Origin of the sequence: Streptomyces sp. SA15 (genome assembly GCF_002291145.1) — a bacterium.
Taxonomy (GTDB): Bacteria; Actinomycetota; Actinomycetes; order Streptomycetales; family Streptomycetaceae; genus Streptomyces.
In genome coordinates this window covers 13,610-34,737 of sequence record NZ_NTGE01000150.1, presented here as the reverse complement: position 1 = coordinate 34,737, position 21,128 = coordinate 13,610, and the positions used below count along the sequence as shown (strand labels likewise).

Sequence of the window (21,128 nt, the reverse complement as noted above, 5' to 3'; positions counted from 1 at the left end):
ACGTGACCATCATCGAAGAAGTAGCCGTGCCCTCGCCTCGCGACGGCGAGGACGGACCTCTGCTCGAAGTGCGTGATCTGCACGTCGAGTTCCGCACCCGCGAAGGCGTCATCAAGGCCGTCAACGGTGTCAACTACAGCGTGAACGCCGGCGAGACGCTCGCCGTGCTCGGCGAGTCCGGCTCCGGCAAGTCCGTCACCGCGCAGGCCGTCATGGGCATCCTCGACATGCCGCCCGCGCGGATCCCGCAGGGAGAGATCCTCTTCCGCGGCCAGGACATGCTGAAGATGTCCGGCGAGGAGCGCCGCAAGGTCCGCGGCCGCCGGATCGCCATGATCTTCCAGGACGCGCTCAGCTCGCTCAACCCGGTGCTCAGCGTCGGCTACCAGCTGGGCGAGATGTTCCGCGTCCACCAGGGCCTGTCCAAGAAGGACGCCAAGGCCAAGGCGATCGAGCTGATGGACCGGGTGAAGATCCCGGCCGCCGCGGCCCGGGTGAACGACTACCCGCACCAGTTCTCCGGCGGTATGCGCCAGCGCATCATGATCGCCATGGCGCTGGCCCTGGAACCGGACCTGATCATCGCCGACGAGCCCACCACGGCCCTCGACGTGACCGTCCAGGCCCAGGTCATGGACCTGCTCTCGGAGCTGCAGCGCGAGTACCACATGGGCCTCATCCTGATCACCCACGACCTCGGCGTGGTCGCCGACGTCGCGGACAAGATCGCGGTGATGTACGCGGGCCGGATCGTGGAGCGCGCCCCGGTCCACGAGCTGTACAAGCGTCCGGCGCACCCGTACACGCGGGGTCTGCTGGACTCGATCCCGCGCCTGGACCAGAAGGGCCAGGAGCTGTACGCGATCAAGGGCCTGCCGCCCAACCTGCTGCATATTCCGACGGGTTGCGCCTTCAACCCGCGCTGCCCCAAGGCCCAGGACATCTGCCGTACGGACATCCCGGAGCTGTTCGGGGTCACCGAGCAGGACGGCACCGAGCTGGTCGGCCGCGCCTCGGCGTGCCACTTCTGGAAGGAGACGATCCATGGCTGAGCTCAGCAAGAACGACGAGCCGCAGGACGCCACGCCGAACGTCTCCGACGTCGAAGTCGTGGACGCCCGCTCCGAGACGGAGGCGGTCGCCGCGATCGAGGCGCCCGTCGAGCGGGGCGAGCCGATTCTCCAGGTGCGCGACCTGGTGAAGCACTTCCCGCTCACCCAGGGCATCCTGTTCAGGCGACAGATCGGCGCCGTCAAAGCCGTCGACGGTGTCTCCTTCGACCTGTACCAGGGCGAGACCCTGGGCATCGTGGGCGAGTCCGGCTGCGGCAAGTCCACCGTGGCGAAGCTGCTGATGAACCTGGAGCGGGCGACGGCCGGCGAGATCTTCTACAAGGGCCAGGACATCACCAAGCTGTCCGGCCGCGCCCTGAAGGCCGTACGCCGCAACATCCAGATGGTGTTCCAGGACCCGTACACCTCGCTCAACCCCCGTATGACGGTGGGCGACATCATCGGCGAGCCCTTCGAGATCCACCCTGAGGCGGCCCCGAAGGGCGACCGGCGTCGCAAGGTGCAGGAACTGCTGGACGTCGTAGGCCTGAACCCGGAGTACATCAACCGCTACCCGCACCAGTTCTCCGGCGGCCAGCGCCAGCGCATCGGCATCGCGCGCGGTCTCGCGCTCAACCCGGAGATCATCATCTGCGACGAGCCGGTGTCGGCGTTGGACGTGTCCGTCCAGGCGCAGGTCATCAACCTGATGGAGCGCCTGCAGGACGAGTTCAACCTGTCCTACATCTTCATCGCGCACGACCTGTCGATCGTCCGGCACATCTCGGACCGGGTCGGGGTCATGTACCTCGGGCGGATGGCCGAGATCGGCACCGACGAGCAGATCTACGACCACCCGACGCACCCCTACACCCAGGCGCTGCTGTCGGCGGTCCCCGTCCCGGACCCGGAGGCCCGTGAGGGCCGCGAGCGGATCATCCTCACCGGCGACGTGCCGTCCCCGGCCAACCCGCCCTCCGGCTGCCGCTTCCGCACCCGCTGCTGGAAGGCCGAGGACAAGTGCGCCGAGGAGACGCCGCTGCTGGCGGTCCCCGAGCGCTTCAAAGGCGCGGACACCCCGGCGGCACACGAGTCGGCGTGCCACTTCGCCGAGGAGAAGGACGTCGTGCACGCGGCCTGATCCCGTACGGCCGCACGTGTCGCGGGGCGCCGCGAGTCCCGGCTCCAGGCGTCCCGCATGCGGTCCTGGTCCTCAGCCCAGTGCGTGAGGACGCAGAGAGGCCGTCGGCGAGCGAGCCTCGCCCGCCGCAGTCGGTACCCAGTACCGCAAACAGGGCAGCATGGTCCGCCGCTACATCATCTGGCGGAACAAGCGCACTGCCGGTATTCGCTTGCGCGCCCTCGTCACTCGGGTCAACGTCGCCTGACACCTGACGAAGGCAGAGAAGATGACCACGCAGAGCCACCATGTCGACCACGAACTCATCCGGGCCGCGGCGCACGTCGCGCGCACTCGCTGCCGGGGCGACAACCACACCATGGCGGCTGCGGCCCGCGCTCAGGACGGCCGGATCGTCACGGCGGTGAACGCCTACCACTTCACTGGAGGCCCCTGCGCCGAGCTGGTCCTCGTCGGCGCGGCAGCCGCCCAGGGTGCCTATGAGCTGGACACGATCGTCGCCGTGGGCGACCGCGACCGGGGGGTTGTCCCTCCATGCGGCCGGTGCCGTCAGGTCCTTCTCGACTACTTCCCCGCACTCAAGGTCATCGTCGGCGAAGACGACCGCGTCCGAACCGTCCTCATCACCGACTTGCTCCCCGAAAGCTATGTCTGGGCCGACCACCAGCTCGACGCCGAGTAAACCGCCACTCAGCGCGAGCTGGCACCGTTGGCCGACAGCAGGGCGAACGTTGTCTGATGCGGCACTGGCTCAGCCCTTCGTACTCAAAGGAGGTCGAATGCTGATCGAGCCGCAGGTGCGGGAGTTGGGAACCGTCGTGGTATCTCACATTGAGAAGTCCCTCTACCTGGACGATGCGGAGGCGCTCGCCAAGTACGAGGACTGGTTCACTAGGTTGAATGAGGCGGCACTTCCTGCTGTCGATCCGGCGGCCTCGCCGGAGGCGCAAGCAGCCAGGGATTCGCTCGGTCTCCTGCAACGGATCCTGTACCCCCTGCTCTAGAGAGGCGCGCATGTCCGAGCTCAGCTGGCAGAAGTCCAGCTTCAGCGAAGGCGGAGCGGCGAACTGCGTGGAAATCGCCACCTACTCCACGGGCCTTGCTCACCTGCGCGAGAGCGATGAGCCAACCATCGTCATTGAGACGACCGCCACCGCCCTCGGGGCTCTACTCCGTACTGTCACGGAGGGTGTGACAGGCATTGCTCGGGGCTGATTCCCAGTCGTGCTTGGGTGAGAGGTCGAAGGGTTCGCTCCACCACATCGAGCTGTGGGTCCCCGACCTGCCCCGGGCGGTCCGCGAGTGGGGCTGGCTCCTCACCCGGCTCGGCTACGACCCGTACCAGGAATGGCAGCACGGCCGAAGCTGGTGTCAGGGGACGGCGTATCTCGTCGTGGAGCGGTCACCGGCTCTGACTGCCACCGACCATGACCGTCTGCGTCCCGGCCTCAACCACCTGGCCTTCCACGCCGGAAGCCGCGATGAGGTCGACGCACTGGCGGCCGAGGCCCCCGCCCACGGCTGGACCCCGCTCTTCGCGGACCAGTACCCGCACGCGGGCGGCCCGGGCCACTACGCCGCCTACCTCGCGAACACGGACAGCTTCGAGGTGGAGTTGGTGGCCGCCGTCACGCAGTGATCCGCGACGGGGCTGAGTGCCAGGTCACCTGCGCCTCCGCACCTCCGTTCAGCACCTCCGGATCCTCGGTCCGGCACGCCTCCGCGACGCCCGCCCGTTCCGCCTCTCCGCTCGCCAGGATCTGGCGGCGGGCGTGGAAGCGGCAGCCGGAGGGGACGCCCAGGTCGTGGGGTCGCCATCAGTGCGGAGAGGCCCGTGAGGGCCGCGAGCGGATCATCCTCACCAGCGACGCGCCCTCCCCGGCCACCCCGCCCTTCGGCTGCCGCTTCCGCACCCGCTGCTGGAAGGCCCAGGACAAGTGCGCCGAGGAGACGCCGCTCCGGGCGGTCCCCGAGCCCTTCAAGGGCGCGGATACCCCGGTGGCGCACGAGTCGGCGTGCCACTTCGCCGAGGGAAAGTACGTCGTGCACGCGGTCTGAGTCCTGGCACCCCCTACCGGTTCCCGGCACCCTCCGAGGTGCCGGGAACCGTGCGCTCCGGGGGAGCGGCCCAGCACCCGGTCATCATCGGACCGAGGCAGCGGTGGCGTCCCGCCGCGTGTCCGCCGTGTGGTGCAGCCGTCCGGACTGCCGGACTCCGGGCGACTGCACGAGGCCACCACCCCAGGGCACGACCGCGATCTGCGCGGGGGCCCGGACGCTCACCCAGTCATTGGCAGATCTGTTCCACCGGCACGGCCACCTCACCTGGTGTTTTCCTTCGCGGGGGTGGAACAGATCTGGCAATTTCCCCTTGATCCCGGTCGTGGGTCTCGTGCCGACCATCCGGAGTTCCGCAGTCCAGGTCGCTACACCACCCGCCGGGACATGACCGAGGCAGCGGCGACGCAGAACTCGTTGCCCTCCGGGTCGGCCATCACGATGTGGTGCCCGTCGAACTCTTCCAGGACGCTCCCGCCGGCCTTCACGAGCCGCTCGGACTCCCCCCGGATCCGCGCCCACCGCTCGTCGGCGCTGCCGTGCCCCGGCACCCGGACGTCGATGTGGAGTCGGTTCTTCGCCGTCTTCCGCTCGGGGACCTTGAGAATGGAGAGTCTGGGGCCGACGCCGTCGGGATCGCAGAGCCAGGCGCCGTCGTCCTCGGAGTCGTCTTCGGGGAGGTCGAACTGCGCGAGCCACTCCTCGCGGGTCCTGTAAGGGGCCGGCGGCGGCTCGTCGACGTATCCCAGTGCCGTCTTCCAGAAGCCCGCGACGAGCTGCGCGTCCGCACAATCGAGGGTCAGATCGATTCTGGTTGCCATGGCAGGACCGTACTGCGCGCTCTGAACCTTTCGTGGTCCGCGCGCCACTCAGCCACGGTGGTGTGGCCCTCGCCCTCGTCCAGCGCATGGTCGAGGCCCACCTGTGCCAGCGGGAGGACGCGTACGTCTGTCACTTCAATGAGCCGTCGGGGCTCGGGGTCGACATGGCGTGTGACTGAGGCGTTGCCGTCGGGGGTGTGGGTCCGCTGCGGTGAACCCACAGGAGAGCTCCTGCCAGCAATGCGGCGCCTCCCACCAGCCAGGGCAGCGGGCCTGGCGGAAGGACGCCAACGATCAAGCCGGTGAGAGCTGCCACCAGTTGCAGAGCGAGAGACTGGACGGACAGCGCCGTGGCCCGGCCCGAACTTGTGACACGGCGATGCAAAAGGTCGTTCTCGCTCGGCCCCGCCGCGCCGAGCCCGAGGTAGACCAGGCCGTAGCCGGTGGCCGCGAGGACCATGGAGCCAACTCCTGCGAACGCTGCGGTGGCGCCGAGCAGAAGCAGGCCGCCCGCGCTGGTGCCGAGGCTCACCATGACCGCACGCTCGCCGCTGCCCGCGAGCCGGGCGGTGAGCGGCGCGAGGTGGCTGCCGATACCGGAGCAGATGAATCCGGCGCAGGCAAGTGAGGCGAAGAGCACCGCGCCCGATTCCGATGCGCCCGTGAGGGCTGCGGCACGGGCCGGTGTGAGCAGTTCGATCGCGGCCAGGGCGCTGCCGGCGGCCCCCGCGCTCAGGAGGACCCGGCGGACCAGCGCGTCGCGTCCGCCCAGGCGCAGTCCGCCCGAGACTGTGGCTGGGATGTCTCGGAGTACGTCGCGCAGGGTGGCTGTCGGCCGCGGCGGCTCGTGAAGAGCGGTCAAGGCGTACAGCACGAAGGCGATCTCGACCGCTGCACCCAGCAGTAGCGGGACAGAGAGGGGCAACACAAGCTCGGACGTTGCCTCGCTCAGTCGGGTCCCGTAGTCAGGACCGAGTCCGAGCAGCCAGGGCAGGGCACCGCCGAGCAGTGTGCCCGTTGCGAGCGCTGCGGATATCGCGGAGGAGCCGCGGGCCAGGCCGGTACGCAGTTCGGCGCCGGGGCCGGAGTGCGCTTGGACGGTGTCGACGTACCAGGCTTCGGCCGGTCCGCTGGACAGGGCGCGGCCCGCGCCCATCAGGGCCATGCCGAGTCCGAGCAGCAAGGGAGTGCTGCTCAGGCCCACGAGGGTTAAGGCGGTCAGGTTCAGCAGGCCGGCGGCGGCCAGAACCGAGCGGCGTCCGACGACGTCGGACAGTCCTCCGGTGGGCAGTTCCAGCGCGGCGGCGGTGAGGGAGTGCGCGGCGAAGAAGCCCGAGATGACCGCCATGGCCATGCCGCGCTCGGTGAAGAGCAGGATCAGAGGAGCGATGCTCAGTCCCAGCGGCAGCCAGAACAGAACGCTGACCGTGACGTAGCGTCGGCGTGCGGTGCGTAAGTCCAGCCTCCTGGTCATGACGCGTCCTCGGCGTCTGCCCCTGCTGGGGCAGAGGCGTCCGGTTCAGCGCCGGGGTCGCGCGGTGCCAGGGGCAGCCCGGCTGTGAGGAGTACGACCTGCGCGGCGCGCGGATCGCCCCCGTCCCGGGTGGTCAGTTCCTCCAGCTTCCGCTCGAGCACCTCCCAGAGTTCGGTGAGCGACTCGGGGGTCAGACGTGGCATCAGGTCGCTGATCCCGGACGGCTCCACCCACTCCTGGCCCAGCCGCCCGGCGGCGATGTCGGCCTCGTGCCGGACCAGAGATGCCTCCAGGTGCTCGATCTGACGCCTTCGCGACAAGCTGACCCAGGCGCGGCTTCCCGGCGAGGCTTCCATGGCCTTGTTGCTCCAGGAGGTCACGGAGTGCACCGCCTGCCAGCGACGCTCCCGCCCGTCACGGTGCTCGGCCTCGGCGACGAACGCGTACTTCGCCAGCACCCGCAGGTGATAACTGGTCGAAGCGGATGACTCCCCGGTCCTGACCGCGAGTTCACTCGCAGTGGCCGGGCCGTCCTGCCGCAGCATCCCGAGCAGCCGGATACGCAGAGGGTGCGTGAGGGCCTTCAGGGCTGCCGTGTCCTGCTCGGGATCGAGTACGCGTTTCTGCTCTTCGCTGACCATATGACGGGAGGTTAGAGCCAAGCAGAGAGTTTGGAAAGATATTTTTGCAGAATTTCTTTTGGAGAACTGGTCGGAGACCTGTGGGCGCAGGTCCGGCGCCAGAGGCCGTGTGAGGGCATGCCGGCCGAGCAAGTTGATGTGGTCGGTGACGTTTGAGCTGGGGGCCGATCAGGCGACGGCTGTGACCGCACGCCCAGCTCGGCGTCGTTCGTTCCCCGCCTTCCCGTGACGCCGGAAGGAGGCGGTCTCCAGGTGAAGATCCACTGACGCCGTGCGGATCGTCCGTGTCAGCACCCCGTTCGGACGCGTGCATCCGGATGGCAGATCCCTCCTAAAGGTCCGGTGCGTGTGCGCTTCGCGCTGGTTGACCGGATATTGGCCGGTAACGGACCGGCAAGAGGAGGGACTCCATGCGCGGAGCCACGCACGCCAGATGGGCCGTCTGCGCTGCGGCGGCAGCCCTCGTGGCGACGGCCTGCGGGGGCTGCGCCGGTGGCAGCGACACCGGTGCGGTGCTCAGTTCCTCCTGGGGGGACCCGCAGAACCCGCTGGAGCCGGCCAACACCAATGACGTGCAGGGCGGCAAGGTCCTCGACATGATCTTCCGGGGCCTGAAGCGGTACGACCCGGAGACCGGCGAGGCCGAGGACATGCTGGCCGAGCGGATCGAGACCTCGGACTCGCGGAACTTCACCATCACCGTCAAGGACGGCTGGACGTTCAGCAACGGGGAGCCCGTCACCGCCAGGTCCTTCGTCGACGCCTGGAACTACGGGGCGAGTCTGAGGAACAAGCAGAAGAACGCCTACTTCTTCGGGTACATCGAGGGCTACGACAAGGTCCACCCGGAGGACGGCGGCAAGCAGAGCGCCGACACGCTCTCCGGCCTGAAGGTCACCGGCGACAGGACCTTCACCGTCAGGCTCGCCCAGAAGTTCTCCAGCTTCCCGGACACCCTCGGCTACAACGCCTTCGCCCCGCTGCCGCGCGCCTTCTTCGACGACCACGACGCCTGGGTGCGGAGGCCGATCGGCAACGGGCCGTACACCGTCGAGTCGTACACCAAGGGCTCGCAGATGTCCCTGCGGGCGTGGGACGCCTACCCCGGCGAGGACAAGGCGCGAAACGGCGGCGTGGACCTGAAGGTCTACACCGACAACAACACCGCCTACACCGACCTGATGGCCGGCCACCTCGATCTCGCCGACGACATCCCCGCCTCCCAGCTGAGGAACGTCCACAGCGACCTCGGCGACCGGTACATCAGCACCCCGGCCGGCATCATCCAGACTCTCGCCTTCCCGTTCTACGACAAGGCCTGGAACAAGCCCGGCATGGAGAAGGTCCGCACCGGCCTGTCCCGGGCGATCAACCGCGAGCAGATCACGAACACCATCTTCCAGAAGACCCGCACCCCCGCCACCGACTGGACCTCCCCGGTCCTCGGCGAGGACGGCGGCTACAAGGCAGGCCTGTGCGGGGACGCCTGTGAGTACGACCCCGCCGCGGCCAAGAAGCTGATCGAGGAGGGCGGCGGGCTGCCCGGCGGGCAGCTCAAGATCACGTACAACGCGGACACCGGCTCCCACCGGGAGTGGGTCGACGCGGTCTGCCACTCCATCAACAACGCCCTCGGCCAGGACAGGGCCTGCGTCGGCAACCCGATCGGCACCTTCGCCGACTTCCGTAGCCGGATGGGCGACCAGAAGATGCCCGGCCCGTTCCGCGCCGGCTGGCAGATGGACTACCCGCTGATCCAGAACTTCGTCCAGCCGCTCTACTACACCAACGCCTCGTCCAACGACGGCAAGTGGACCAACAAGAAGTTCGACAAGCTGGTCGACGAGGCCAACGCCGAGACCGACAGGAGCGAGGCGGTGGAGAAGTTCCAGCAGGCCGAGGAGGTCCTCAGGGACAACATGGGCGCCATCCCACTCTGGTACCAGAACGGCAGCGCCGGCTACTCGGAGCGGCTGTCCGACGTGAAGCTCAACCCCTTCAGCGTCCCGGTGTACGACCAGATCAAGGTCGGCTGAGGCCCCGTGGGACGGTACGTCGCCCGGCGGCTGCTCCAGATGATCCCGGTCTTCACCGGGTCCACCCTCCTGATCTTCCTCATGGTGAACGTGATGGGCGACCCCGTCGCGGGCCTGTGCGGCGAGCGGCAGTGCGACCCGGCGACGGCCGGCCGGCTCAAGCGGGAGTTCGGCCTCGACAAGCCGGTCTGGCAGCAATACCTGACCTACATGGGCAACGTCTTCACCGGCGACTTCGGCACCGCGTTCAACGGCCAGGAGGTCACCGAGCTGATGTCGACGGCGTTTCCCGTCACCATCCGGCTGACGATCGTGGCGATCCTCTTCGAGATCGTCATCGGCGTCACGCTGGGCGTGGTCACGGGGCTGAGGCGCGGGCGCCCCGTCGACACCTCGGTCCTGATGGCGACTCTCGTCGTGATCTCCGTCCCCACCTTCGTCACCGGCCTGCTGCTCCAACTGCTCCTCGGCGTCGAGTGGGGCTGGATCAAACCGTCGGTGTCGACGGACGCCACGTTCGACGAGCTGATCGTGCCCGGCCTGGTCCTCGCCTCGGTCTCGCTCGCCTATGTGACCCGGCTGACCCGCACGTCGATCGCGGAAAACCGGCGCTCCGACTACGTCCGTACGGCGGTGGCCAAGGGGCTGCCGCGCCGACGGGTCATCACCCGCCACCTCCTGCGCAACTCACTCATCCCCGTGGTCACCTTCATCGGCACCGACATCGGCGCCCTGATGGGCGGAGCGATCGTCACCGAGCGCATCTTCAACATCCACGGCGTCGGCTATCAGCTCTACCAGGGGATTCTCCGCCAGAACACCCAAACCGTCGTCGGCTTCGTGACGGTCCTCGTCCTGGTGTTCCTGGTCGCCAACCTGCTCGTCGACCTCCTGTACGCCGTCCTCGACCCCAGGATCCGTTATGCCTGAGCAGCAGCCCTACGAGCCCGAGGGAGCCATCGCCGGGACGGGCATGGGCGGCGCGATGGACCTCGCGACCTCCGAGGGGGCGACGCTCGAACAGCATCCGCCGTCCGCCTCCGGCGGACCGGCCCGCAGCCTCTGGTCCGACGCCTGGCACGACCTGCGCCGCAACCCTGTCTTCCTCGTCTCCGGCCTGGTCATCCTCTTCCTCGTCGTCATCTCCCTCTGGCCGTCCCTGATCGCCTCCGGAAGCCCCCTCAAATGCGACCTCGCCAAGGCCCGGGAGGGCTCGCAGCCCGGCCACCCCTTCGGCTTCGACGGCCAGGGCTGTGACGTCTACACCCGCACGGTCCACGGCGCCCGTACGTCCGTCACGGTCGGCGTCTGCGCCACGCTCGGCGTGGCGATCCTGGGCTCGGTGCTCGGCGGGCTCGCCGGGTTCTTCGGCGGGATCTGGGACGCGATCCTGTCCCGGATCACCGACGTCTTCTTCGCGATCCCGGTCGTGCTCGGCGGACTGGTGCTGCTGTCGGTCGTCACCAGCAGCACCATCTGGCCGGTCGTCGGGTTCATGGTGCTGCTCGGCTGGCCGCAGATCTCCCGCATCGCCCGCGGATCCGTCATCACCGCCAAGCAGAACGACTACGTGCAGGCCGCCCGGGCGCTGGGCGCCTCCAACTCCCGCCTGATGCTCCGCCACATCACGCCCAACGCGGTCGCGCCCGTCATCGTCGTGGCGACCATCGCGCTCGGTACGTACATCGCGCTGGAGGCGACCCTGTCGTACCTCGGTGTCGGGCTGAAGCCGCCGACTGTCAGCTGGGGGATCGACATCTCCTCCGCGTCCCCCTACGTCCGGCAGGCCCCCCACATGCTGCTCTGGCCGGCCGGGGCGCTTGCGCTCACCGTGCTCGCGTTCATCATGCTCGGCGACGCGGTGCGCGACGCCCTCGATCCGAAGCTGAGGTGAGCCGCCGCCATGCTGCTCGAAGTGCGTGACCTGCATGTGGAGTTCCGTACCCGGGACGGGGTCGCCAAGGCCGTCAACGGCGTCAGCTACGCGGTGGACGAGGGCGAGACCCTCGCCGTGCTCGGCGAGTCCGGCTCCGGCAAGTCGGTGACGGCACAGGCGGTGATGGGGATCCTCGACATGCCGCCCGGGCGGATCACCGGCGGCGAGATCCTCTTCCAGGGCAAGGACCTGCTGAAACTGAAGGAGGAGGAACGGCGGAAGGTCCGGGGCGCCGAGATGGCGATGATCTTCCAGGACGCGCTGTCCTCGCTGAACCCCGTGCTGAGCGTCGGGGACCAGCTCGGCGAGATGTTCGTCGTCCACCGGGGCATGTCGAAGAAGGACGCGCGCGCGAAGGCCGTGGAGCTCATGGACCGCGTCCGGATCCCCGCGGCCAAGGAACGGGTGAGGGACTACCCGCACCAGTTCTCGGGAGGTATGCGCCAGCGCATCATGATCGCGATGGCGCTCGCGCTGGAACCCGCACTGATCATCGCCGACGAGCCGACGACCGCCCTGGACGTGACCGTCCAGGCCCAGGTCATGGACCTGCTCGCCGAGTTGCAGCGCGAGTACGACATGGGGCTGATCCTGATCACCCACGACCTGGGCGTGGTCGCGGACGTGGCGGACCGGATCGCGGTCATGTACGCGGGCCGGATCGTGGAGTCGGCGCCGGTGTACGACATCTACAAGGCGCCGGCCCATCCGTACACGCGCGGCCTGCTGGATTCGATCCCCCGGCTCGACCAGAAGGGCCAGGAGCTCTACGCCATCAAGGGCCTGCCCCCCAACCTCATGAACATCCCGCCCGGTTGCTCCTTCAACCCCCGCTGCCCGACGGCCCGGGACGTGTGCCGGACCGACGAACCGCCGCTCTACGACGTGTCCGAGGACCGGGGGAGCGCCTGCCACTTCTGGAGGGAGTGCCTGTATGGCTGAGCCGATTCTGGAGGTGAGTGGGCTGTACAAGCACTACCCGCTCGCCACGGGCGTCCTCTTCAAGAAGCAGGTCGGCGCGGTGAAGGCGGTCGACGGCGTCGACTTCGCGTTGCACCAGGGCGAGACCCTGGGCATCGTGGGCGAGTCCGGCTGCGGCAAGTCCACCGTGGCGAAGCTGCTGATGAACCTGGAGCGGGCGACGGCCGGCGAGATCTTCTACAAGGGCCAGGACATCACCAAGCTGTCCGGCCGCGCCCTGAAGGCCGTACGCCGCAACATCCAGATGGTGTTCCAGGACCCGTACACCTCGCTCAACCCCCGTATGACGGTGGGCGACATCATCGGCGAGCCCTTCGAGATCCACCCCGAGGCGGCCCCGAAGGGCGACCGGCGTCGCAAGGTGCAGGAACTGCTGGACGTCGTAGGCCTGAACCCGGAGTACATCAACCGCTACCCGCACCAGTTCTCCGGCGGCCAGCGCCAACGCATCGGCATCGCACGGGGTTTGGCGCTGCGCCCGGAGGTGATCGTCGCGGACGAGCCGGTGTCGGCTCTGGACGTGTCGGTGCAGGCGCAGGTCATCAACCTGATGGCGCGCCTGCAGAGCGAGTTCGACCTCTCGTGCGTCTTCATCGCGCACGACCTGTCGGTCGTCCGGCACATCTCGGACCGGGTCGGGGTCATGTACCTCGGACGGATCGTGGAGATCGGCACGGACACCGAGATCTACGACCATCCGACGCACCCCTACACCCAGGCCCTGCTCTCCGCGGTCCCCGTGCCCGACCCGGAGGCCCGCGAACACCGCGAACGCATCATCCTCGCGGGCGACGTCCCGTCCCCGACGAACATCCCCTCCGGCTGCCGCTTCCGCACCCGCTGCTGGAAGGCCCGGGAGCGGTGCGCGCGGGAGGTGCCGGCGCTGGCGGTGCCCGCCGAGTTCCGGCTGGATGGCGGGCCGGCGGCGCATGCCTCGGCGTGCCACTTCGCGGAAGACGCGCAGACAGTGCCGGCGGAAGAGCACGAAAGCGGCGCGGCATAGCCGCACAAATGCCCACCAATTGCGTTAACACGCAGGCAACTCAGCCGACCCGATCCCGATATACGGACGCGTCAGTCTGAACAACGTACGGCCGTGCGGGTGCCGTAAACGGACCGGGGCGCGCCATGTCGCCCCGGTCCGTTGCCGTACCTACGTCAGCTGGAGTGCGCGCTTCAGAAAGTCCACCTGGAGCAGCAACAGATTCTCCGCGACCTGTTCCTGCGGGGTCATGTGCGTCACCCCGGACAGCGGCAGCACCTCGTGCGGGCGGCCGGCGGCCAGCAGGGCGGAGGACAGTCGCAAGGCGTGCGCGAACACCACATTGTCGTCGGCCGTGCCGTGCACGATCAGCAGCGGGCGGTGCGGCTCGGCGGGGGAGGAGAGCCCCTCGTCGGTGATGAGCGAACTCTTCGCGTACGCCTCCGGGTGCGCGGCCGGGTCGCCCAGGTACCGCTCGGTGTAGTGGGTGTCGTACAGCCGCCAGTCCGTGACCGGGGCGCCCGCGATGCCCGCGTGGAAGACGTCCGGGCGGCGCAGCACCGCGAGGCCGGCCAGCCAGCCGCCGTAGGACCAGCCGCGGATCGCCACCCGGGTCAGGTCGAGGGGGTGCGACTTCGCGAGGTCCTGGAGCGCGTCGATCTGGTCGTCCAGGGAGACCGTGAGGTCGTGGTGGATCGCCTTCTCCCAGGCGGGGGAGCGGCCGGGGGTGCCGCGTCCGTCGGCGACAACCACCGCGAAACCCTGGTCGGCGAACCACTGCGAGGTGAGGTGCGCGTTGTGCGCGGCGACCACCCGTGGGCCGTGCGGACCGCCGTACGGGTCCAGGAGGACGGGAAGGGGAGTGTCATCGTGGTAGTCCGTAGGCATAAGCACGGCGCACGGGATTCGGCGTGCGCCCCCCTCGGTGAGGGTCACGCGCGGGGACATACCGGGATCTTCGGCGTACGAGGTGACGGTCGCCGCTCGTTTTCCGTCGCGCAGCACCTGAGCCCGGGCGCCCGGCCGGTCGAGCGTCGCGGACACCAGTACCGTCACGCCCCCGGCGCGTACCGCCGAGTGCACGCCGGGCTCCAGCGAGACGCGCTCCATGCCGAGTTCGTTGACCCGGTAGACGTGCACCTCGCCGGTCTCCGGAGTCTCGGCGTCCGCGCCCGCCGACGCCGAGACCAGCACGTCGTCGTCGGAGACGTCCAGTACCGCACGGACGTGCAACTGGGCTCCCGTCAGCGGCCGTTCGCCGACCGCGAGCACCCGCGCCCCGCCCTCGTCGGCGATGCGGACCAGCCGCCCGGAGGGGCTCCAGCACGGCACCCCGGGGAAAAGTTCCAGCCAAATTGGATCTTCGTCCGCATGCACCATCCGGGTCGCGCCCGTCTCCGGATCCACCGCGAGGAACAGCTGACTGTGCTGGTCGCGCGCTTGTACGAGCAGCAGCGGCGCACCCGCCGCTGACCAGTGCACACGCGCCAGATACGGATAGCGTGCCCGGTCCCAGACAACCTCCGTGCGTACCCCGTCCAGGCCGATCACGAACAGCCGTACGTCCGCGTTGCCGGTGCCCGCCGCCGGATACGGGACGTGTTGTGGCTCACGCTCGGGGTGGGCCGGTTCGGAGATCCACCAGCGCCGCACCGGCGTGTCGTCCACGCGCGCCACCAGCAGCCGGTCCGACTCCGGCGACCACCAGAAGCCCCGTGACCGGCCCATCTCCTCCGCTGCGATGAACTCGGCCAGACCGTACGTGACGTGCTCCGCGTCCGGCTCGGCGAGCGCCCGGTCGTCCTCGCCCTCGGCGCCCACGACCCGCAGGGCGCCCTGCGCGACGTACGCGAGGTGCCGTCCGTCGGGGGAGGGGCGGGGGTCGATCACCGGCCCGGGAACGGGCAGTTCACGCGCCGTACCGGCCCGCAGCTCCGCCGCGAACAGCCGCCCTGACAAGGCGAAAGAGGCCAACTCCACGGCCGTGTCGGTGGCGTAGCCGACGATGCCGGCGCCGCCCTCGCGACTGCGTTCACGCCGTGCCCGTTCCTCCGGCGAGAGGTGCTCCGCGGCGCCGCCCAGGAGAGCGCGCGGGTCGGCGGCCACGCGCTCCCCGCCCTCCGTCAGATCGAGCACCCACAGCGCGTTGGCCCGGTCCGTGCCGGAGCTCGAACGCAGGAAGACGACACGGGAACCGTCCGGCGCCACGCTGAACGCGCGCGGCGCGCCCAGCGTGAAGCGCTGGGTACGGGCGTGCCGACGGGGAAAGGAGTCAGGCTCGGTGGTCATGCCATGACCATATTGGCCATGCGCCCCCTTGTGCGGCAGTGCGCCGATCGATGCGCGCGTATGGATAGTTATGATCATTGGCGCATGGTGGGTATCAACCCGCTGGCTGCTGTGTGGATTTATCTGCCCCCATAGTTCCGACCCGTCCGACCCCCACGTCCCTGGGATCTTTGGAGGTGAGCCGCCGTGGCACTCTCGATTTCGGCGGTGGTGCTGCTGGCGATCATCGTCTTCCTTCTGATCAAGAAGTCAGGGCTGAAGGGCGGGCACGCGGTCGTGTGCATCCTCCTCGGCTTCTATCTCGCCTCCTCGACGGTCGCCCCGACGATCAGCGAGCTGACGACGAACATCGCGGGCATGATCGGCAGCATCAAGTTCTGATCCGGTTTCGGCTCCGTGGCGGATCAGGGCTGTCATAGGCTCTGCGTCCCGAAGTCCGACGCACGGAAGGCGCATGGCGCGTGGCCGACAGACCGTCCGAAGAGCCGAGACCCAGTCCGGGGGATCCGGGGGAGGGGCACTCCTCTTCCATTCCCGACGAGGCCTGGGAGAAGTTCGTCCGGGACAGCGAGCGCGGGATATCCGGCTCCGCTCCGAAGGAGCCGTCCGCGCGGGCCCGCATGGTCACCGAGCGGCTGCGGCAGCAGGAGGCGCGGGGCGAGGTGCCCGAGGGATGGCGCACCGGGCCGGCCTGGCAGGAGCGAGAAGGGCGTGCGGCGAGGCGTCGGCGCCTGTGGGCGATCATCGGCGTGCCCGTCACGATCGCCGTGGTCGTCGTCGCCCTGAAGCCGTCGCTGCTGCCCGGCGACCCCTTCGGTACGGGCGGCTCGGAGACGGCCGCGACATCGCAGCTCCCCGCGGAGACCGCGGCCCCGACCGCCCCGCCCTCGGCCGCGGATCCCGAAACCCCCACGCTGGACAGGCCGTTCGCCGGTTCCCCGGCGCTGAGATGGGCCGACGGCGAGGCCGGCATCGTCCTGCCGAAGGCGACACCGGTCGGCACGCTGTCCGAGGCACAGGTCGAACAGGCTCTGCGGCAGACCAGGAAGCTGCTGGTCGACGCGAACCTCGACCCGGCCACGCTGCGCGGCGAGCGCCCCGAGACGGCGCTGGGCGTGATCGAACCCCGGCAGACGGACCTGCTCGGCTTCCTGAACACCGCGCTGCGCACGCCGGACGAGAAGCACGACCCGCTGACGATGTTCAGCCGCCTCGACCCCGCCGAGACCCGCCTGGTCGGTGACGTGGTCAAGACCCGCGGACGCATGACGTTCAAGGCCGGCGAGCACGCCTCCGTCGCCGTGCACGCGGACTACACCTTCGTCTACCCGGTCGTCCGGACCGACGGTTCCACCGAGGTCACCCGCACGATCGTGCGCCGCGTGCTCGACGTCGAACTCTCCGACCCGACCAAGTACCAGGTCACCCCGGGGAAGATCACCGTCCTGCGCCACGACCAGGAGATCGGCAACTCGGCCTGCGATGTGTACGACGGCTATCTGCATCCCGAGTTCTCGACCACCGAGCCGACGGGCGCACCCCCGAGCGGGCCGACGACCGACCCGTACGACCGGAGCCAGGAGATCGACGTGGACCCCGAGGAGGGCTGTGGGGCGGTGTCCCGGGTCTGACCAGGCCTCCGGCGCAGACCGCGGGGCCAGGGCCTCGTAGGGTGGGCCCATGACGGAACTGCCCGCCCGGCGTCTGCTGCTGGTGCACGCGCACCCGGACGACGAGTCGATCAACAACGGCGCGACCATGGCCAAGTACGCGGCCGAGGGCGCCCGGGTGACCCTGGTCACCTGCACCCTCGGCGAGCGCGGCGAGGTCATTCCGCCCGAGCTCGCGCATCTGACCGGCGCCGCCCTCGGCGAGCACCGGCTGCGCGAGCTCACCGCCGCCATGCGCGCGCTCGGGGTGGAGGACTTCCGTCGGCTCGGCGGGCCCGGGCGCTACCAGGACTCCGGGATGATGGGCCTCCCCGACAATGACGAGCCGGCTTGTTTCTGGCAGGCCGACGTCGATGAGGCCGCCCGGTATCTCGTCGAGGTGATCCTCGAGGTGCGGCCCCAGGTACTCGTCACCTACGACCCGAACGGTGGCTACGGGCACCCCGACCACATCCAGGCCCATCGGGTGGCCATGCGCGCGGCAGAGCTGGCCGCCGAAGCCGGGTGGGAGATCGCCAAGGTCTACTGGAACCGCGTACCCCGCTCCGTCGCCGAAGAGGCCTTCGCGGGGCTTCAGCGGGACCTGCCCGGCCTGCCCTTCACCAAGGCCGCCGTCCTCGACGACGTACCGGGCGTGGTCGACGACGAGGTCATCACCACCGAGATCGACGGCACCGCGCACGCCGCCGCCAAGGCCGCCGCGATGCGCGCGCACGCCACCCAGATCACGGTGGCCGAGCCGTACTTCGTGCTCTCCAACGAGCTCGCGCAGCCCGTCTTCACCACCGAGTACTACGAGTTGGTGCGCGGGGAGCGGGCGGCCTCCGGCTCTCGGGAGAGCGATCTGTTCGCCGGGATCGCCGGGATCGCCGGAGCCGCCGGAATCGCCGGAGCCGCCGGAATCGCCGGAGCCGCCGGGATCGCCGGAGCCGCCGGAACCGGGGAGTCGTGATGAAGCCGGCAGACCGTTCTTCGATGATGGCCCAGCCGTTGCGACGCCCCTCCCTCGGGCGGGCCGCCGCCTACCTGGGACTCTTCGTGCTCGGCGCGATCGTCGGCATCGCCGGGGCGCTGGTGCAGAGCGGCTGGTTCCCGGGCGGACTGCTGCTCGCGCTCGCCGGTGAGGCCGGACTCTGCCTGGGCGGAGCGCGGGCGGCCGGCAGCCGGGGCGGGGCCGTCGCGCCCGCCAGTGGCTGGATGATCGCGGTCATCCTGCTCACCGCCAGCCGACCGGAAGGGGATTTCGTCTTCGCCGCGCAAGGCGGCTCCTATCTCTTCCTGCTCGGCGGCATGGCTGTGGCTGTGATCTGCGCCACCCTCGGCCGGGGGCGGCAACCGGACGGCGACGGCGTCCGACTTGGCAAGTGACGTACCACTTCGCCGCACCGAGTCCGTGCGAGTCCCGTGATGGTTTCCCCAGCGGTCGTGGGATACGCGCCAGACGTGGCCAGTATGGTGGTGCGCGCCGCCGAGTCGCCCGAGAGAGGTCGTAACGCGGGCGGCGGAGCCAACCGGGAGAACCTGCCTTGAGTCGTGAAACTGACAGTCCGTCCTCCGGGCCCAACGGGCGCGGCGGAGCCGCATACCCCTCGGGCACGCCGCCGTACGGGACGCCCACGGCTTCCGACGGCAGTCCGGACGCGGGCCGTTCGGCCGCGCGGCCGGAGGAACGCAAGACCGAGACCACGCTGACGACCCGTATCCGGATCAACATCCCCGGATCACGGCCCATTCCGCCGGTCGTCGTGCGCAAGCCCGTCGGGGAGGCGGCCGAGGCCGCCGACGACAGCGGCGCGGACGCCGAGGCATCGGCGCCGGGCGCCGCCGCGTCCGCGGGCACCGTCGAGCCGCCCCCCGCCGAGCCCGCGCCGTCGGCCGACGAGAAGACCAGCGACTGGTTCGCACCCCGCAAGTCCGGGCCCGCCAAGGGCGGTCAGGGCGGCGGCTCCACCAACGGGGCCGGGCTGCCGGGTGGTTCGGGTGCGTCCGGGGCCGGTTCCGGTACGGGGGCCGGTTCTGGTGCCAGTCCAGGTGCGCCGACCGGTGCGCGTCCCGGTGGGGCTCGTCCGGGTGGCGTCGTCGGTTCCATGAACGTGTCGGGCGGCTCCCGTCCCGGCGGCACGAACGGTTCCGGGCTCCCTGGAGCCACCGGCGGCCCCGTGGCCCCCGGGCACGGCGGCGGCACCGGCTCCTTCGACGTCACCGAGGCGCTGGCCGCGGGCCCCCGGGGCAACGGCTCCCGCCCCGGCGAGCCGCGCCGCGACGACCTGCCGTACTTCGCGGAGAACGGCAACGGCGTCCCGGGTGCGCAGAACGCCCAGAGCAATCAGAACGGGTACGGCGGCGACCAGAACGGATTCGGCGGCCCGGGCGGCCAGACCGGTGAGGGTGGTTACGGTCCCCAAGGCGGCCAGAGCGGTTACGGCGGCCAGGGTGTCGGCGCTCAGAACGGCCAGGGCGGTTACGGCGGCCAGGGCGGCCCCAGTGGCCCCAGCGGCTTCAACGGGCCCAACGGCTCCGGCGGCCCCGGTGGCCCGCAGGGCCCCGCAGGCCCGACCAGCGGCCCGGTCACCGGCGACGGCCTTCTGGTGCCGCCCATGGGCAGCGGCTCCGACAGCCTGGGCGGACCTGGCGTACCGGGCGGTCTCGGCGGACCTGGTGGTCCCGGTGGCCCCTCCGGCGCTCAGGGACACCCAGGAGGTCCCGGCGGCCCCGGCGGCCCGGGCACACCCCCCGGCCCTGGCCCCGGCGCCCTCACCGGCCGTGGCCCCGGCGGCGGCATGAGTGACGACACCGCGATCCTCACCCCGCAGAAGCCGGCCCCCGAGCCCGGCACCCCCGGCTACGGCGGTGCCTCCGGCAACATCTCCGGGCACACCGTCACCAGCGGTATCCCCGTGGTCCCGTCCGACCGGAACTCGGCCTTCCCGCCGGGCGCCCACACCGACGGACCTGTGCCGCACACGGCCCCGAAACTGCCCGAGCCGGGTGCGCAGAACGCGTCCGCGGCCTCCGCGCCCAAGAAGCCCAAGAAGAAGGGGCGCAGCAAGCTGGGGCTGCTCACCGGCGCAGTGATCGTCGTCGCCGCCGGTGCCTACGGAGCCGGGCTGCTGATGAACAGCTCCGACGTGCCCAAGGGCACCACCGTGCTCGGCGTCGACATCGGCGGCGGCACCCGTGACGACGCCGTCGAGAAGCTCAACAAGGCCTTCGACGGCCGGGTGAACAAAGAACTGAAGCTGGCCGTGGACGGCAAGACCGTCACGCTCAAGCCGGACCAGGCCGGGCTCCAGTTCGACATGACGTCCACGGTCAGCACGGCCGCGAAGAGCGACTACAACCCGGTCTCCGTGATCGGCTCGCTGTTCGGCCAGCACCGGGTCGTCGAGCCGGTCATGCCGGTCGACGAGGAGAAGCTGCACGCCGCCCTGCAGGACGCCGCCGGCGGCACCGGCTCGGCGACCGACGGCACGATCAAGTTCGAGCCGGGCAAGGCCGTCGCCGTGTACGGCAAGGCGGGCAAGAGCGTCGACGTCGCCAAGTCGACCGAGGCGGTCGAAGAGGCGTACCGCACCCAGGTGGAGACCGGCACGGCCTCCGCGGTGTCGCTCCCGACGACCACCAAGGAGCCGACGGTCAAGAACGCCGAGGTCGACCGGGAGATGGAGGCCTTCGCGAAGCCCGCGATGTCGGCCAACGTCATCGTGAGGACGGACGCCACCCGCTTCATCGAGTTCAGCCCGCAGAACTCCCTGTGGAAGTTCCTCAAGGTGAAGGCCGTGAACGGCAAGCTGGTCGACAGCCCCGACCTGAACGCGCTCAAGGAGCTCTACGGCCAGACCTTCGACGGCGTGCTGATCACCCGGGGCAACGGCAAGAAGACGGCCGTCACTCCCCAGGACGTCTACGTCGCCCTGCGCCAGGCTCTGCTGAGCACGAGCGACCGGGACGCCGTCATCGACACGAACCCGAGCTGAACCCGAGCTGGTCGAGCACGACCGAGGGAGGGCACCCGGCGAACACTGGGTGCCCTCTGCTCTTCCTCCG

At 69.8% G+C, this 21,128-nt stretch carries 20 protein-coding genes and 4 pseudogenes; 18 read left to right on the top strand and 6 right to left on the bottom strand.

What is annotated here, in order from left to right; all coding sequences use genetic code 11:
* The first annotated feature begins 2 nt into the window (after nucleotides 1-2).
* The 7 genes and pseudogenes from CLM62_RS33970 (at nucleotide 3) to CLM62_RS33945 (ending at nucleotide 3,832) form a co-directional block, all read left to right on the top strand.
* Nucleotides 3-1,052, top strand: a complete 1,050-nt coding sequence (locus CLM62_RS33970) for an ABC transporter ATP-binding protein (RefSeq protein ID WP_095753730.1) — start codon at nucleotides 3-5, stop codon at nucleotides 1,050-1,052.
* Nucleotides 1,045-2,193 (top strand): ABC transporter ATP-binding protein, encoded by a 1,149-nt coding sequence (locus CLM62_RS33965; protein ID WP_095753729.1) that lies wholly within the window; start codon nucleotides 1,045-1,047, stop codon nucleotides 2,191-2,193. The genes CLM62_RS33970 and CLM62_RS33965 overlap by 8 nt, the downstream gene beginning before the upstream one ends.
* A gap of 142 nt (nucleotides 2,194-2,335) precedes the next feature.
* A pseudogene (locus CLM62_RS52785) lies at nucleotides 2,336-2,440 on the top strand (transposase); the annotation flags it as partial.
* A 21-nt stretch (nucleotides 2,441-2,461) separates the two neighbouring features.
* Nucleotides 2,462-2,875, top strand: a complete 414-nt coding sequence (locus CLM62_RS33960; protein WP_095753728.1) for a cytidine deaminase — start codon at nucleotides 2,462-2,464, stop codon at nucleotides 2,873-2,875.
* A gap of 97 nt (nucleotides 2,876-2,972) precedes the next feature.
* Nucleotides 2,973-3,197, top strand: a complete 225-nt coding sequence (locus tag CLM62_RS33955) for a Scr1 family TA system antitoxin-like transcriptional regulator (RefSeq protein ID WP_095753727.1) — start codon at nucleotides 2,973-2,975, stop codon at nucleotides 3,195-3,197.
* Between the two features lie 10 nt (nucleotides 3,198-3,207).
* Nucleotides 3,208-3,408, top strand: coding sequence for a DUF397 domain-containing protein (locus CLM62_RS33950; protein WP_095753726.1), 201 nt, complete (start codon nucleotides 3,208-3,210; stop codon nucleotides 3,406-3,408).
* A gap of 13 nt (nucleotides 3,409-3,421) precedes the next feature.
* Complete coding sequence (locus tag CLM62_RS33945) at nucleotides 3,422-3,832, top strand: VOC family protein (RefSeq protein WP_095753725.1); 411 nt, start codon at nucleotides 3,422-3,424, stop codon at nucleotides 3,830-3,832.
* Here CLM62_RS33945 and CLM62_RS52145 read toward each other — a convergent pair.
* Nucleotides 3,822-4,004: pseudogene (locus CLM62_RS52145) on the bottom strand (ABC transporter ATP-binding protein); the annotation flags it as partial. The gene CLM62_RS33945 and the pseudogene CLM62_RS52145 sit on opposite strands and share 11 nt — an antisense overlap.
* 16 nt (nucleotides 4,005-4,020) lie before the next feature.
* Here CLM62_RS52145 and CLM62_RS33935 point away from each other — a divergent pair.
* Nucleotides 4,021-4,251 (top strand): annotated as a pseudogene (locus CLM62_RS33935) (peptide ABC transporter ATP-binding protein); the annotation flags it as partial.
* 368 nt (nucleotides 4,252-4,619) lie between these two features.
* Here CLM62_RS33935 and CLM62_RS33930 read toward each other — a convergent pair.
* From CLM62_RS33930 to CLM62_RS33915, 4 genes and pseudogenes are all read right to left on the bottom strand, one after another.
* The gene (locus tag CLM62_RS33930; RefSeq protein WP_095753724.1) at nucleotides 4,620-5,072 is read right to left on the bottom strand and encodes a VOC family protein; all 453 of its coding nucleotides are present in this window, start codon (nucleotides 5,070-5,072) and stop codon (nucleotides 4,620-4,622) included.
* A 23-nt stretch (nucleotides 5,073-5,095) separates the two neighbouring features.
* A pseudogene (locus tag CLM62_RS52140) lies at nucleotides 5,096-5,212 on the bottom strand (ASCH domain-containing protein); the annotation flags it as partial.
* On the bottom strand, nucleotides 5,203-6,546 hold the full coding sequence (locus CLM62_RS33920) for an MFS transporter (protein ID WP_257004240.1): 1,344 nt from the start codon (nucleotides 6,544-6,546) through the stop codon (nucleotides 5,203-5,205). The gene CLM62_RS33920 and the pseudogene CLM62_RS52140, both read right to left, overlap by 10 nt.
* Complete coding sequence (locus tag CLM62_RS33915) at nucleotides 6,543-7,187, bottom strand: helix-turn-helix transcriptional regulator (RefSeq protein ID WP_095753723.1); 645 nt, start codon at nucleotides 7,185-7,187, stop codon at nucleotides 6,543-6,545. The genes CLM62_RS33920 and CLM62_RS33915 overlap by 4 nt, the downstream gene beginning before the upstream one ends.
* Before the next feature lie 410 nt (nucleotides 7,188-7,597).
* Between CLM62_RS33915 and CLM62_RS33910 the strand changes: the two genes are divergently transcribed.
* The 5 genes from CLM62_RS33910 to CLM62_RS33890 are packed head-to-tail and all read left to right on the top strand — an operon-like array spanning nucleotide 7,598 to nucleotide 13,143.
* Nucleotides 7,598-9,223 carry an ABC transporter substrate-binding protein gene (locus CLM62_RS33910; RefSeq protein ID WP_095753722.1) on the top strand — a complete coding sequence of 542 codons (1,626 nt, stop codon included), beginning with the start codon at nucleotides 7,598-7,600 and terminating at the stop codon, nucleotides 9,221-9,223.
* A gap of 6 nt (nucleotides 9,224-9,229) precedes the next feature.
* A complete protein-coding gene (locus tag CLM62_RS33905) occupies nucleotides 9,230-10,153 on the top strand; it encodes an ABC transporter permease (protein ID WP_095753721.1) in 924 nt (307 codons plus the stop codon).
* Nucleotides 10,146-11,117 carry an ABC transporter permease gene (locus CLM62_RS33900; protein ID WP_095753720.1) on the top strand — a complete coding sequence of 324 codons (972 nt, stop codon included), beginning with the start codon at nucleotides 10,146-10,148 and terminating at the stop codon, nucleotides 11,115-11,117. The genes CLM62_RS33905 and CLM62_RS33900 overlap by 8 nt, the downstream gene beginning before the upstream one ends.
* A 9-nt stretch (nucleotides 11,118-11,126) precedes the next feature.
* Nucleotides 11,127-12,101 (top strand): ABC transporter ATP-binding protein, encoded by a 975-nt coding sequence (locus CLM62_RS33895; protein WP_095753719.1) that lies wholly within the window; start codon nucleotides 11,127-11,129, stop codon nucleotides 12,099-12,101.
* Nucleotides 12,094-13,143 (top strand): ABC transporter ATP-binding protein, encoded by a 1,050-nt coding sequence (locus CLM62_RS33890; protein ID WP_095753718.1) that lies wholly within the window; start codon nucleotides 12,094-12,096, stop codon nucleotides 13,141-13,143. The genes CLM62_RS33895 and CLM62_RS33890 overlap by 8 nt, the downstream gene beginning before the upstream one ends.
* A gap of 150 nt (nucleotides 13,144-13,293) precedes the next feature.
* On the opposite strand, the gene CLM62_RS33885 is transcribed toward CLM62_RS33890, so the two are convergent.
* Entirely contained in the window at nucleotides 13,294-15,411 is a 2,118-nt protein-coding gene (locus CLM62_RS33885) for a S9 family peptidase (RefSeq protein WP_095753717.1), read from the bottom strand.
* A 186-nt stretch (nucleotides 15,412-15,597) separates the two neighbouring features.
* Between CLM62_RS33885 and CLM62_RS33880 the strand changes: the two genes are divergently transcribed.
* The 5 genes from CLM62_RS33880 (at nucleotide 15,598) to CLM62_RS50365 (ending at nucleotide 21,058) form a co-directional block, all read left to right on the top strand.
* Nucleotides 15,598-15,792, top strand: coding sequence for a hypothetical protein (locus tag CLM62_RS33880; protein ID WP_095753716.1), 195 nt, complete (start codon nucleotides 15,598-15,600; stop codon nucleotides 15,790-15,792).
* An 80-nt stretch (nucleotides 15,793-15,872) separates the two neighbouring features.
* Nucleotides 15,873-17,042, top strand: coding sequence for a hypothetical protein (locus tag CLM62_RS33875; RefSeq protein WP_095753715.1), 1,170 nt, complete (start codon nucleotides 15,873-15,875; stop codon nucleotides 17,040-17,042).
* 49 nt (nucleotides 17,043-17,091) lie between these two features.
* Nucleotides 17,092-18,033, top strand: coding sequence for an N-acetyl-1-D-myo-inositol-2-amino-2-deoxy-alpha-D-glucopyranoside deacetylase (mshB, locus tag CLM62_RS33870; RefSeq protein WP_095753714.1), 942 nt, complete (start codon nucleotides 17,092-17,094; stop codon nucleotides 18,031-18,033).
* Nucleotides 18,033-18,449 carry a DUF6113 family protein gene (locus CLM62_RS33865; RefSeq protein ID WP_095753713.1) on the top strand — a complete coding sequence of 139 codons (417 nt, stop codon included), beginning with the start codon at nucleotides 18,033-18,035 and terminating at the stop codon, nucleotides 18,447-18,449. Before mshB ends, CLM62_RS33865 begins: the two co-directional genes overlap by 1 nt.
* A gap of 158 nt (nucleotides 18,450-18,607) precedes the next feature.
* Nucleotides 18,608-21,058, top strand: a complete 2,451-nt coding sequence (locus CLM62_RS50365; RefSeq protein WP_179382347.1) for a hypothetical protein — start codon at nucleotides 18,608-18,610, stop codon at nucleotides 21,056-21,058.
* Nucleotides 21,059-21,128 lie beyond the last annotated feature (70 nt).

Coding starts and splice junctions, on each gene's coding strand:
- CLM62_RS33965 (WP_095753729.1), top strand. CDS start 1,045: ATGGCTGAGCTCAGCAAGAACGACGAGCCGCAGGACGCCACGCCGAAC.
- CLM62_RS33960 (WP_095753728.1), top strand. CDS start 2,462: ATGACCACGCAGAGCCACCATGTCGACCACGAACTCATCCGGGCCGCG.
- CLM62_RS33955 (WP_095753727.1), top strand. CDS start 2,973: ATGCTGATCGAGCCGCAGGTGCGGGAGTTGGGAACCGTCGTGGTATCT.
- CLM62_RS33950 (WP_095753726.1), top strand. CDS start 3,208: ATGTCCGAGCTCAGCTGGCAGAAGTCCAGCTTCAGCGAAGGCGGAGCG.
- CLM62_RS33930 (WP_095753724.1), bottom strand. CDS start 5,072: ATGGCAACCAGAATCGATCTGACCCTCGATTGTGCGGACGCGCAGCTC.
- CLM62_RS33920 (WP_257004240.1), bottom strand. CDS start 6,546: ATGACCAGGAGGCTGGACTTACGCACCGCACGCCGACGCTACGTCACG.
- CLM62_RS33915 (WP_095753723.1), bottom strand. CDS start 7,187: ATGGTCAGCGAAGAGCAGAAACGCGTACTCGATCCCGAGCAGGACACG.
- CLM62_RS33910 (WP_095753722.1), top strand. CDS start 7,598: ATGCGCGGAGCCACGCACGCCAGATGGGCCGTCTGCGCTGCGGCGGCA.
- CLM62_RS33900 (WP_095753720.1), top strand. CDS start 10,146: ATGCCTGAGCAGCAGCCCTACGAGCCCGAGGGAGCCATCGCCGGGACG.
- CLM62_RS33895 (WP_095753719.1), top strand. CDS start 11,127: ATGCTGCTCGAAGTGCGTGACCTGCATGTGGAGTTCCGTACCCGGGAC.
- CLM62_RS33890 (WP_095753718.1), top strand. CDS start 12,094: ATGGCTGAGCCGATTCTGGAGGTGAGTGGGCTGTACAAGCACTACCCG.
- CLM62_RS33885 (WP_095753717.1), bottom strand. CDS start 15,411: ATGACCACCGAGCCTGACTCCTTTCCCCGTCGGCACGCCCGTACCCAG.
- mshB (WP_095753714.1), top strand. CDS start 17,092: ATGACGGAACTGCCCGCCCGGCGTCTGCTGCTGGTGCACGCGCACCCG.
- CLM62_RS33865 (WP_095753713.1), top strand. CDS start 18,033: ATGAAGCCGGCAGACCGTTCTTCGATGATGGCCCAGCCGTTGCGACGC.